Source organism: Magnetococcales bacterium (assembly GCA_015228815.1).
Taxonomy (GTDB): domain Bacteria; phylum Pseudomonadota; class Magnetococcia; order Magnetococcales; family UBA8363; genus UBA8363.
In genome coordinates this window covers 20,755-33,248 of the sequence record JADGCV010000011.1, presented here as the reverse complement: position 1 = coordinate 33,248, position 12,494 = coordinate 20,755, and the positions used below count along the sequence as shown (strand labels likewise).

Annotated in this window: 12 protein-coding genes; all 12 read left to right on the top strand. The window is 59.4% G+C overall.

What is annotated here, in order from left to right:
• Positions 1–536 precede the first annotated feature (536 nt).
• The gene (gene cobD / locus HQL76_06585; protein ID MBF0108821.1) at positions 537–1,481 is read left to right on the top strand and encodes a cobalamin biosynthesis protein CobD; all 945 of its coding nucleotides are present in this window, start codon (positions 537–539) and stop codon (positions 1,479–1,481) included.
• Positions 1,482–1,528: 47 nt separating this feature from the next.
• On the top strand, positions 1,529–2,050 hold the full coding sequence (gene cobU / locus HQL76_06580; GenBank protein ID MBF0108820.1) for a bifunctional adenosylcobinamide kinase/adenosylcobinamide-phosphate guanylyltransferase: 522 nt from the start codon (positions 1,529–1,531) through the stop codon (positions 2,048–2,050).
• A 3-nt stretch (positions 2,051–2,053) separates the two neighbouring features.
• The gene (gene cobT, locus HQL76_06575) at positions 2,054–3,112 is read left to right on the top strand and encodes a nicotinate-nucleotide--dimethylbenzimidazole phosphoribosyltransferase (GenBank protein MBF0108819.1); all 1,059 of its coding nucleotides are present in this window, start codon (positions 2,054–2,056) and stop codon (positions 3,110–3,112) included.
• Complete coding sequence (locus tag HQL76_06570; protein MBF0108818.1) at positions 3,105–3,722, top strand: histidine phosphatase family protein; 618 nt, start codon at positions 3,105–3,107, stop codon at positions 3,720–3,722. Before cobT ends, HQL76_06570 begins: the two co-directional genes overlap by 8 nt.
• Positions 3,719–4,471, top strand: coding sequence for an adenosylcobinamide-GDP ribazoletransferase (locus HQL76_06565; protein MBF0108817.1), 753 nt, complete (start codon positions 3,719–3,721; stop codon positions 4,469–4,471). The genes HQL76_06570 and HQL76_06565 overlap by 4 nt, the downstream gene beginning before the upstream one ends.
• A 219-nt stretch (positions 4,472–4,690) precedes the next feature.
• Positions 4,691–6,124 carry a DegQ family serine endoprotease gene (locus HQL76_06560; protein MBF0108816.1) on the top strand — a complete coding sequence of 478 codons (1,434 nt, stop codon included), beginning with the start codon at positions 4,691–4,693 and terminating at the stop codon, positions 6,122–6,124.
• Between the two features lie 20 nt (positions 6,125–6,144).
• A complete protein-coding gene (locus HQL76_06555) occupies positions 6,145–7,359 on the top strand; it encodes a cation transporter (protein ID MBF0108815.1) in 1,215 nt (404 codons plus the stop codon).
• A 116-nt stretch (positions 7,360–7,475) separates the two neighbouring features.
• On the top strand, positions 7,476–9,263 hold the full coding sequence (locus tag HQL76_06550) for a carbamoyl transferase (GenBank protein MBF0108814.1): 1,788 nt from the start codon (positions 7,476–7,478) through the stop codon (positions 9,261–9,263).
• An 81-nt stretch (positions 9,264–9,344) separates the two neighbouring features.
• Entirely contained in the window at positions 9,345–10,445 is a 1,101-nt protein-coding gene (locus tag HQL76_06545; protein MBF0108813.1) for a DHH family phosphoesterase, read from the top strand.
• Positions 10,442–11,335: a lipoyl synthase gene (lipA, locus tag HQL76_06540; protein MBF0108812.1), complete on the top strand. Its 894-nt coding sequence runs from the start codon at positions 10,442–10,444 to the stop codon at positions 11,333–11,335. Before HQL76_06545 ends, lipA begins: the two co-directional genes overlap by 4 nt.
• Positions 11,319–12,059 carry a lipoyl(octanoyl) transferase LipB gene (gene lipB / locus HQL76_06535; GenBank protein MBF0108811.1) on the top strand — a complete coding sequence of 247 codons (741 nt, stop codon included), beginning with the start codon at positions 11,319–11,321 and terminating at the stop codon, positions 12,057–12,059. Before lipA ends, lipB begins: the two co-directional genes overlap by 17 nt.
• Positions 12,056–12,493, top strand: coding sequence for an NUDIX hydrolase (locus HQL76_06530; protein ID MBF0108810.1), 438 nt, complete (start codon positions 12,056–12,058; stop codon positions 12,491–12,493). The genes lipB and HQL76_06530 overlap by 4 nt, the downstream gene beginning before the upstream one ends.
• Position 12,494 lies beyond the last annotated feature (1 nt).

Sequence of the window (12,494 nt, the reverse complement as noted above, 5' to 3'; positions counted from 1 at the left end):
GGCCACTGCCTGGGTTGCCTTGAAACAATCGTGCCCACAATCACCGGCAGGGGTGGACCAGGCTGGGTTCGCAAGAAAAAAAACAAAAAAAACGAAACAGGAGACAAGATTCCACGTCGGGCGTCCGGATCGGGACACTCCTTGATTCGTGGACGCGGACGGTGATCGATCGATGTTCATTCCAACCTCCGAGGGATTGGTGGACCCCATGCCACATGGACATTCTATTCCCATTTTCTCGATACCCGCAACGGATCCTTCGGCAAAAATCATAAATGAAAGCATTTCGACATGAGTGTTCTTTGCTTATGGTTGCATTAATATTCGTATTGTAACATTGATTCATGAAGTGTCATCCGTTCAAGGCAACGATGACACTTTGACACATTTGTCCCAGGCTCGAGCGCCGGAGTTCGCCGGGAGAACACGTCGCGATGGCGCATCGAGTGATCTTCACTATTGAAACCTTTGAGCGAATACTCCAGAATCGCGTGCGCGATGGAACCTTTTCGCGTCATGGAAGATGGAGTCGGACGATGATCCTGTTCTCATACGGGTGCCCGGGTCTGGTTGGGTTGGGGTGGATATTGGACCGGTGGCTGGGGGAACCGGGGCGGTTTCATCCGCTGGTCGGGTTTGGCCGGATGGCGGGATGGGTGGAACGGGGACTTCGCGGATGCGGCCCGATGGAAGGTTGGCGGGGGCGTCTGGCGGGGGGGGTGGCTGTGATCCTCGTGCTTGTTCCTCCGGTCGTACTGGCGGGAATGGTCTCGTTCGGCGAGCCTTGGGGATGGTTGGGGAGTGGCGTGGCGCAGATCATCTTGCTGTACCTGGCATTGGGGGGGAAAAGTCTCGAAGATCATGCCCGGCGGGTGCGACACGCCCTGGAACGGGGAGACCTGTCGCAGGCGCGGCAACGGGTGGGATGGATCGTCAGTCGCGAAACCGGGACGATGGAATCGCCCGATGTCGCCCGGGCGACGGTGGAATCGGTATTGGAAAACGGTTGTGATGCCGTCTTTGCCGCCATGTTCTGGTTCATCGTTCTTGGCGGGCCGGGAGTGGTTCTGTTTCGTCTGGCCAATACCCTGGATGCCATGTGGGGCTACCGCAACGAACGCTACCGCCAGTTTGGCTGGGCCGCTGCCCGTCTGGACGATGTCCTGGGCTACATCCCCGCCCGTCTGACGGCGTTGACCTACCTCCTTCTGGGCGATCGTCGCGGGGCTTTGCGCGCCTGGCGCGGATGCACCGTGAGAAAAAGCCCCAACGCCACTCTGGTGATGGCGTCTGGTGGGGGAGCGCTGGGACTTTGTCTTGGCGGGGGGGCGTTTTATCATGGAATCTGGCAGCCGGCGCCACTTCTCGGGGGGACGGTCGCGCCAACTCCGTCCGACATTGACCGGGCAACCGGGCTGGTCCGCCGCGGCGGCATGGTCTGGTCGATCACGAGTCTTTTTATTGCATTGCTTCTTCTATAACTTCCCGGATACGCTTCGGGTTTAATTATTGCGCGGGAGTGTCATCGATGGCGGTGGAGTTGATCCTGGGCGGCGCCCGCAGTGGCAAGACCGCCTTCGCCCAAAATCGGGCGTTGGCCCTGGAAGGGACGGTGACCTATGTCGCCACCGCCCGGTCGGGCGATCTGGAAATGCGTGAAAGGATCCGGTTGCATCGGCAATCCCGCCCCTCCCATTGGGGCTTGATCGAGGAACCGGTCCATCTGGCCCGGGTCCTCGGCGATCATGCCACTTGCGGCACGGTGTTGGTGGTCGATTGCCTGACCCTGTGGCTGACCAATCTGCTTTCCATTCCCGAGGACCCGGATGCCCTGGAACGGGAAAAAGGGCTGCTGCTGCAACTGCTGCCCCATGTTCCAGGCACAGTCCTCCTGGTCAACAACGAAACCGGCCTCGGCATCGTCCCCATGGGATCCCTGAGCCGCCGTTTCTCCGACGAAAACGGTTGGCTCAATCAAGCCCTGGCCCAGATGTGTCGTCGTGTCACCCTGATGGTGGCCGGCCTTCCCCTCGAATTGAAAAAGGATTGAACCATGCGTCCAGACTGGCTCGCCCTTCCCGTACCTCCGGTTTCATCGTTTCACGCCCACCGGGCCAGGGAACGGCAGAACCGGTTGACCAAACCGCCCGGCTCCCTGGGAATCCTCGAAGAGTTGGCCGTCCGGGCGGCAGGATGGATGGGAACCGACGCTCCCGACATCGATCCGGTACGTATCGTCGTCTTCGCCGCGGACCACGGAATCGCCGCGGCCGGAGTATCGGCGTTTCCACAATCGGTCACCGCCGAAATGGTGCGCAACTTTGCCAGGGGGGGCGCGGCCATCTGCGTTCTGTCCCGTGAAATCGGGGCCCAACTGGAGGTGGTGGATGCCGGAGTGAAAACCGACCCCGGGCCTCTCGCCGGGGTGGTCGCGGGACGGGTGGCGCCGGGAACCACGGACTTCCGCAACGCCCCGGCCATGACCGGAGATGAACTTTTCGCCGCCATGGATCTGGGACGGCAGGCAGTCGCCCGCGGAATCGCGGTCGGGGTACGATTGTTCGCGGGGGGCGAGATGGGAATCGGCAACACCACCGCCGCATCCGCGGTCGGATCGATCCTGACCGGAACCGCCCCCGAGGCAATGACGGGTCCGGGAACCGGCCTCGATCGGCAAGGGATCCTCGAAAAATCACGTCTGATCGCCAAGGCCATCGCCTTTCATCAGGTCTCCCAGGACGACCCCCTCGATGCAATGCGCCGGCTCGGGGGATTGGAAATGGCGGCACTGACCGGGTTTTATCTGGCCTCGGCCCAGGCAGGGATCCCCTGCGTCATCGATGGCTTCATCACCACCGTCGCCGCCCTCGCCGCCCTCCGTTTCCGACCGGAAATCCATCCCTGGCTGCTGTTTTCCCACATGTCCAAGGAACCAGGTCATGTCGCGGTATTGCAGGCGGCCAAGGCAGTCCCGGTTTTGTCGCTCGGGATGCGTTTGGGCGAGGCGAGCGGCGCCGCGACTCTGATTCCCCTGGTACGGATCGCCTGCGCCCTGCACAACCGAATGGCAACCTTCGAAGAAGCCGCCGTTTCCGGAAAGAATCATGACTGACCCCCTTTTGATCGACCTTCTCAGGCATGGAGAAGTCACCGGCGGGGCCCGTTTCAATGGAAAGAGCGATCCCCCCCTCACCGAGGCCGGCTGGAAGACGATGGAACGGGCGGCGGCACTGTCCGACAAGGCCGATGGCCTATTATCCTCGCCACTCGAACGTTGTTCCGTCTTTGCCCAGTGGTGGGGAAAGAAAAACGGAATCCCGGTGGTCCTGGATGCGGCCTGGCGCGAATATGATTTTGGTCTTTGGGACGGGCGGACCAGCGCCGAAGTCATGGCCATGGATCCCTTGGGTCTTGCGGCCTTCTGGGACGACCCGACCCTTCATCCCCCTCCCGGTGGCGAGCCAATGGACCTCTTCGCCGAACGAATATCGGGTTGTCTGCATTCACTGACGACCAGTTCATCACCGGAGTTTCCGGCGCCGGAACATCTTCTGGTCATTACCCATGGCGGAGTCATGCGTCAACTGGCGGCACTGGCGCTGGGACGCTCCTTCCGCGACATCTGGTCCCTGAATCTGCCGCCAGGGGCATGTGTGCGCCTGGTCCTCGATCGGGGCGACGAACCTGTCTCATCGCGGTCCCTGTTCCTGGGGGTGCGATGATCGGACGACCCTTCCGGCTTGCCCTGGGATTGTTGACCACCCTACCCATGCCGATCGTCCGCGATCCGGATGACGAAACGATGGGGGCGTCGGTGCTCTGGTATCCGCCGGTCGGGATGGTGATCGGCGTCATGCTTTGGGGCCTGGCGTGGCTGCTCGACATGGCGGCGGACACTATGACCGCGGTGCTGCTGCTCCTGGCCTGGCTCGCCCTGACGGGCGGCATGCATCTGGAAGGGTTGGGCGATCTGGCCGATGCCTGGGTCGGGGGGCACGGACGACCGGAGCGGATGATGGAGATCATGAAGGACCCCCGCGCCGGTCCGGCGGCAGTCATGGCCATCGTCATGCAACTCATGGTCAAATTCACCGCAATCCAGACCCTGATTCAACTTCGGATGCCACTGCTGTTGCTTCTCGCCCCCTGGGTGGGACGGACGGCCCTGGTCTTTCTGGTTATTTCCACCCCTTATGTACGTTCCCAGGGGATGGGAACGGTTCTTGCCCGGGAGGTCTCCAGGAAGAAGGGCTGGACCGTGGTTGCCCTGGCGGTGATGGCTCCATTGTTCCTTGCCGATTTTTCCGTCAGCCTGGCCGTGGCGACGACCGCTCTGTTCATGGTGGCGTTTCGCCGTTCGATGACGGCCCGATTGGCTGGGGTGACCGGAGATGTCCTGGGGGCCGCTTGTGAACTTTCGGAGACAGTATTTCTTCTGGCGGCCCTTCTTTGGATTTCGTTCGTGCCATGACCATGAAATGCCCTTTGGCGCGGTCATGGATGTTGCCTTCCCTTGCCTTGTGGCTTGGGTTATGGGAAGTTGAAGCCGCCTTGCCGTCATGAAAATCGCCGGCTGTTCCCGCAATGAAAGTCGATTTTCTTGAATGTGGCGTTATCAAGGTAAAAATGAATACGGGAAGGAACCCCCTGGGGGACCGTTGGTAAACTCTGGGAGTATCGGGTGATGCGTATGTATTGGAATGTTCCATCGTTGCCAGGAAAGGGTCTGGGACACACCTTGGCGATCTTGTTGTCCCTGGTTCTGTGCGTCTTTTCGACTCCGGCGGAAGCCCAGGGGCTTCCCGAATTGACCGACCTGGTCAAACGACTGAAACCCTCGGTCGTCAACATTCACGCCACCCGCAAGATGGATGTCGAGGGAGGAATGGGACGCAATCCCTTCGAAGGGACACCTTTTGAACATTTTTTCAAACAGTTCAACGAACAACTCCCGCGTGACCGTTTTGAATCGCAAAACCTGGGTTCCGGTTTCGTCATCGACCCCGAGGGGTTCATCCTGACCAACCACCATGTCGTCGATGGTTCCGACAAGATCACCGTTCGCTTTCCGGACGAACGCGAATTCACCGCCAAGGTGATCGGCAGCGATTCCAAGACCGATCTGGCATTGATCCGTATCGAGACCGGAGAGAAACTTCCCGTCGTCGATCTGGGCGATTCGGAAACGGCGGAGGTCGGTGAATGGGTGCTGGCCATCGGCAATCCCTTCGGCCTCGATGCCACGGTGACCGTGGGGATCATTTCCGCCAAGGGACGGATCATCGGCAGTGGACCCTACGACGATTTCATCCAGACCGATGCCGCCATCAACCCCGGCAATTCGGGGGGCCCCCTGTTCGACATGAAAGGAAAGGTCGTCGGGATCAACACCGCCATTTTTTCCCGTTCCGGGGGCAACATGGGGATTGGCTTCGCCATTCCGGTCAATCTGGCCAAATCGGTGGTCACGCAGCTCAAGACCACTGGCCATGTGACTCGGGGCTGGCTTGGCATCGGCATCCAGACGGTCACCCAGGAACTGGCCTCGGCACTCGGCCTGAAGGATCCGAAAGGGGCCTTGATCACCCACGTCATGCAGGGAGGGCCGGGAGAAAAGGCAGGGCTGAAAACGGGTGATGTGATCTTGAAATTCGATGGTCATGAAATCAATCGGATGCGCGAACTTCCGACGATGGTCGCCGCCACCGAGGTTGGAAAGAAGGTGGTGATGGATGTGTTGCGCGACGGCAAACAAATGCAGATGTCGGCGATGACAGGCGAAATGCCGCCGGACGAGGAGGTCGAACAGGCCCGGACCCCAGGCAAGGTCGATAACGACCGCCTTGGAATGCAGGTGGAACCGATCAATGATCGCAACCGGCAACGGTTTGGGCTCGATCCCGACCAGAGCGGCGTGGTGGTGGTGTCACTCTCACCCAATGGGCCGGCAGCCGAGGCGGGAATTTTGCGCAGCGATGTCCTGGTGGAATTGAACCGCATGAAGGTCGATTCAGTGGCCAGCTATGAAAAAGCCCTGGAGGCGACCCGCGACAAGGATACCGTATTGGTTCGGGTGATTCGCAACGGCGATCCGCTCTTCATCGCCATCAACACCCGTCGATGATCGTGAATTGACCTGCCGCCATGGACGCCTTCGCAACCGCCTCCTCCGGGGAGAAGGTGCGCCAGGCCCAGGAGATCCTGGGCCTGAAGATGGCGGACCGTGCCATGGCCATCGGCATGGTGGTCAATATACTTTTGTCGCTGGTCAAGACGGTCGTTGGGATTCTGGCCCAGAGTCCTGCTCTTCTTGCGGATGGACTGCATTCCATTTCCGATCTGTTCAGCGACGGAGCGATCTGGATCGCCAATCGCATGTCGCGCGCCGGCGCCGATGAGGGGCATCCCTACGGACATGGGCGTTACGAGACCATGGCCATTCTTTTCAGTGGGGTGCTGTTGTTTGCCCTGGCGGGGGGAATCGTCATCGACGCCGTGAATCGGGTCGAGGATCGTACCGATGTCATTCCGGGAAATGCCGCCCTGGTGGTGATCATCATCGCCATTCTGGCCAAGGAATGGCTCTTCCATTACACCCGCAGGGTCGGAGAAACGTGGCACCTTCGCGCTTTGGTGGCCAATGCGTGGCATCACCGTTCCGATTCCATCTCCTCGCTGGCCGCCCTGATCGGCATCGCCGGAGCGATGGTCGGCTGGCCGGTGGCCGACCCGATCGCCGCCATTGTCGTTTCGGTCATTCTCATGAAGATGGCCTACGGGTTTTGTCGGGATGCCTTTCTGGAATTTACCGACGCATCCGCGGCGATCGACAAGGCGATTCAAGACCAGATCGTCACCATGGTTCGCGCTCATCCCGATGTCCATTCCGCCCATCTTTTCAAGATACGCCGCAGCGGCCCCAATCTTCACGTCGATATCCATGTCGTCGTCAATCCGTTCCTTTCCGTGTCCGAAGGGCACCAGATTGCCGAACGTCTCAGGCGTTCCATCATCGACGGGATTCTTGCCGTGACCGAGGTCATGGTCCATGTCGATCCGGAGGAAGACCAGAGCCTGCCCATGCCCATCGACTATCCGGGACGTCAGGAGATGGTCGCCGCCGTTTCCCGGATGCTCGAAGGAGAGGAGGGATTGATTGCCATCTCCGATCTGGTGTTGCACTATACCCGTGAGGGAATGGTGGCGGATCTGGTGCTTTCGGTCGATTCCCGGCGCTCTCTTGAAGAGTTGCGACAGTCATCGTTGCGATTATGCCAGAAAATCATCAGGACACAGGATCGCATCGGCAGTATCCGCATCAAAACCGTGCTTCACGGGTGTGATCGGGGCTTTTCGTGATATTTTATTCAAAATAAATTTTCCCCTCACACGCGATTCAAGATAACCTTTTTTCATTACATTAATTTTGAAAGAACCGATGACGAAGCGCCCCTTATCCTGAATGGAAACGATCGATGATCATTCTAGGCATCAATGAAGGCCACAACGCCAGCGCCGCCCTGATGATGGACGGAAAACTGATCGCCGCCATCAGCGAAGACCGACCGACACGGCAAACCACCCGTTCCGGCTTTCCCTTCCGCGCCATTGACGAATGCCTCGCCCTGGGGAGCGTGACCCTCGCCGACATCGACCGGGTCGCCCTCGCCACAAGGCAACTTCCACCCAAATATTTCTGGGTGCCTCGGGAATCCTTTTCGATCCGCGACTTCTGGCGGGAACAGAACGAATACTGGAAACCACGTCTTTTCGATGGGGCCCGCCCTTCCTATTGCGACGTTTTCAAGGATCGTCTGGATCCATCCCGCTTCATCTACGATTCCTCCCTGGTCAAAGACGAAGAAGATCATGAAGGAATGCTCGAAGCCCGCCTGCGCCACCATGAACAGTTCTTTGGCCTGCCGCGGGATCGAATCTCGGTGCATGACCACCATGCCTGCCATGCCTGGTACGCCTTCATGGTCCATCCCGAACGGCTGGAACACGATACCCTCGTCTTTGCCGCCGATGGCGCAGGCGACGGCATCAATGGCAGTGTCTGGCATGCGCCCCGGGGACAACCACTGCGCGTCCTTCATCGCACCAACCAGTGCAACATTGGCCGCATCTACCGCTACGCCACCCTGCTCCTCGGAATGAAACAGTTCGAACACGCCTTCAAGACCATGGGACTGGCCCCCTATGCCAATCCAAAGTACGGACAACAGGCCTACGAAATATTTGCCGAAACCCTTCAGGTCGATGGCCTGGGTTTTTCTTATCGGGTCAAACCGCGGGATCATTTTTTTCATTTCAAGGAACGTCTTGAAGGGATGCGTTTCGACGGCATCGCCTGGGGAGTGCAAAAACGAACCGAGGAACTCCTGTCGGAATGGGCCGGAAATGGTATCGCCGCAACCGGCTGCGGCCATCTGGCAATGACGGGCGGCGTTGCCATGAACATCAAGGCCAACAAGGTCATCTGGGAACGGGAAGATGTGCAAAGCCTCTTCGTTCCCCCCGGATCGGGCGATGAATCACTCTCCATCGGCGCCGCCTGCATGGCGGCGGTCCACTTTGCCCAGATCCCGGCGGAAACCATCGGCGAATGCCATCCCATGGATTCGATTTACCTTGGCCCCTCCTTCGAGGACAGCGACATCCGACACCGACTGGACCGGATCGTGGAATTGCAGGGATGCACCATCGAGACGGGTCACCCGACCAAAGTGGCACACCTTCTGGCGTCGGGACGGGTCCTCGGTCGTTTTGTCGGACGGGCCGAATTTGGACAACGCGCCCTGGGCAATCGTTCCATTCTCGCCGACCCCCGCCCCCGCGAGGTGGTGCGAACCATCAACGAAATGATCAAGCAACGCGACTTCTGGATGCCGTTCGCATCGAGCATCATCGAGGAACGGGTGGATGATTACGTCGTCAACCCGAAAAACCTCCATGGCGACTTCATGACCCTCGCCTTCGACTCCACCCGGGACGGCCAACAGGATATGTCCGGCGCCCTTCACCCCTATGACAAAACCTCCCGCCCCCATGTCGTCACACGCGCAGCCAATCCCGGTTACCATGAGCTGATTTCCGCCTTTCAACGGGAAACCGGAGTTGGCGCCCTGCTCAACACATCGTTCAATCTTCATGGCGAACCCATCGTCCATACACCCGAGGATGCCGTATCGACCTTCCTGCGCTCGGGACTCGATCATCTGCTCATCGGGACGTGGCTCATTTCGAAACCGGGAACATGATCCGGAACCATTGCCCTCACGCCACCGGATCAAGACATCAGGAAACCATCATGAGCAACCCTAGTTCAACGAGGTAATCCAATGGATATTGGCGGCGTCGGGGATCGGGAAAAGCTGGAAGGATTTCTGAAAATCCTCGAAGGACGAAAAGGGGAGCGACATGCGGTGGTGATGCAGGATTTTCCCGATCCCGACGCCCTGTCCTGCGCCTGGGCCTACCGGCAGATTGTCGCCGGAATGGGAATCGAGACCGATCTGATCTACGGCGGTCGCATCAGTCATCAGGAAAACCTTGCGCTGATCAACCTGCTCAAGATCGATGTCCTCGCCATCCCCTCGGATCAACCCCTGGACAAACAACGTTATCAGGGATCGGTCTTCGTCGATAACCAGGGGACCACGACCAACCTGGTCGATCGTCTCGAAAAAAATGGTGTTCCGGTATTGGCGGTCATCGATCATCATGCCCCCCAGGAACGGTTGCAACCATTGTTTGTCGATATTCGTCCCGTCGGCGCCTGCGCCTCGATTTTCACCGACTATCTGGCTCTGGGGGCGATGACCCTGGTCGCCTCCAACCTGAAACACAAATATCTGGCCACGGCCCTGATGCATGGCATCATCAGTGAAACATCCTCCATGATCCGGGCGCAACCCATCGATTTTCTCGCCGCCGCCCGCCTTCAACCTTTCTACGACAACGACCTTCTCGTGGATATTCTCCACCAACAGCGCTCCCATCGCGGCATGGAAATCATTCGCCTGGCCCTGGCCAATCGGGAAATCCGCGAAGGACTCTGTATTTCGGGTGTCGGTTATCTGCGCGCCAGCGATCGCGATTCCATTCCCCAGGCCGCGGATTTCCTCTTGACGGAAGAGACGGTCCACACCGCCATCGTCTTCGGAATCGTAACCCATTCGACCGGCGAGGAGGGAATCAGCGGCTCCCTGAGAACCACCAAATCGGCCCTGAATCCCGATGCCTTCATCAAGGAAGGTCTGGGACGCTCCGTCACCGGGTCCTTTTATGGCGGTGGCAAGGCGGCGGCGGGCGGATTTGAAATTCCGCTGGGATTTCTGTCGGGATCGGAAGACGAGGACCTGGCACGGATGAAATGGGAAACCTTCAACGCCAAGATCAGGAAAAAATTTTTCGCCGCCATCGGGGCCGACAAGCCATGAAAAACGAACAGCCCCCCTCCCCTCCCCCCCGGATCCGTGAAGCCAAACCCCGATGGCTCAAGGTCAAGGCGCCGCTGACCCCGGAATGCCTGGAGGTGGAACGACTCCTGGGAAACCTGGGGCTTCATACCGTCTGCCAATCGGCGACCTGCCCCAATCGGGGACAGTGCTGGAGCAAAGGCGAGGCGGCCTTCATGATTCTGGGTAACGTCTGCACCCGACGCTGCGGCTTCTGCGATGTCACCACGGGACGCCCCGGTCCCGTGGATCCTGGGGAACCGCAACGACTCATCCGTGCCGTCCAGGCCATGGGATTGAACCATGTCGTCATCACCTCGGTCAATCGTGATGACCTGCCCGATGGCGGGGCCTGTCATTTTGCCGCCTGCATCCATGCCTTGATGTCCCTGACCAACCGACCCACGGTCGAGGTCCTGACTCCCGATTTTCAGGGGAATCGTGCCAGCCTCGACCAGGTACTGACCGCACGGCCCGACGTATTCAACCTGAATGTGGAAACGGTATCCCGCCTCTATCCCCAGGTCCGGCCCGCCTCCAACTACTCCAGGGTCATGGCCATGCTCGATCATGCCCGAGCTACCGGGACAGGCGTGGTCAAATCGGGGATCATGCTCGGTTTGGGCGAGGAACCCGCCGAAGTGGTGCAAACCCTCGGGGATCTGAGAACGAATGGCGTCACTCTGCTGACGATCGGTCAATATCTCAGACCCTCACCCGTACATCTTCCCGTTCACCGTTACGTTTCCCCGGAGGAATTCGATCACCTTGGCAGGACTGCCCGCGACATGGGCTTCGAACGTGTCGCCAGTCACCCCCTGGCACGCTCTTCCTTTCATGCCGAAGGGTTGTTTCATGGCAGCGATTCCTGAACCCGACCACCCGGAAACCGCTCGCTACGACCTGCTCCGTCCGGGACGGATCGATTATGCCCAAGGATTGGCCCTTCAGTTGCTGCGGGTCGAACGCCTGATCCGTCACGGAGGACCGAACTTGTTGATGCTCCTGGAACACGCACCGGTCTATACCGTGGGACGATCGGGCAAAATGGAGGAAATCCTTCCCTCGGCGACCGGCCATCCATCCATCACCGTCGTCACCACCGACCGCGGCGGACGGGTGACCTATCACGGACCAGGACAACAGGTGGCCTACGTCATTCGCGATCTGCGACCCGACACCGGTCGGGTACTGGATCATGTACGTCGTCTGGAGGAATGGGTGCTGCGGACCCTGGCCCGGTTCGACATTCACGGCGACCGTGACCGAAGAAATCCGGGTGTCTGGGTGGGAGGGGAAAAAATCGCCGCGCTCGGGGTTCGCATACGCAGCGGAATCACGTATCATGGCATCGCCATCAATCGCGATCCCGACCTGACACACTATTCCGGCATCATTCCATGCGGCATCCGCGATCGAGGAGTCACCTCCATGGCACGTCTCGGCTGTCACGCCAGCGCCCTGGAACTGGAACAAACCCTTCTGCAACACTTTCCCCCGGTCTTCGATGCCTCATTCACCACCCCTTCCGCGGTCGAATCCTCGACAGAAAGACACGATTCAACGATTGCCGCTCCAGGAAAGGTTCAACCATGAAAACACCGCGCACCCCACTTCTGACAGCGGACATACTCATCGAACTGCAAGACCTTCCCAACCGCCCCATCGTCCTGATCGAACGAAAAAACCCACCCCATGGTTGGGCCATTCCGGGAGGTTTCGTCGATCGTGGTGAACGGGTGGAACACGCCGCCAGGCGCGAAGCCCTGGAAGAAACGGGGTTGCAGGTCGAACTGAAACAATTGCTCGGTCTTTATTCCGCCCCCGACCGCGACCCGCGTTTTCATACCGTCACCGCGCTTTATGTCGCCCAGGCCCACGGATTGCCCGAGGCCCGGGACGATGCACGCAATGTCGCCATTCATGACATCGACAACCTTCCCCGGGAGTTGGCGTTCGACCATGCCCTCATGCTGCGGGATTATCTGTCCTGGCGAAAAGACGGCGTCCTGACACCGCTTCGGGAGTGAC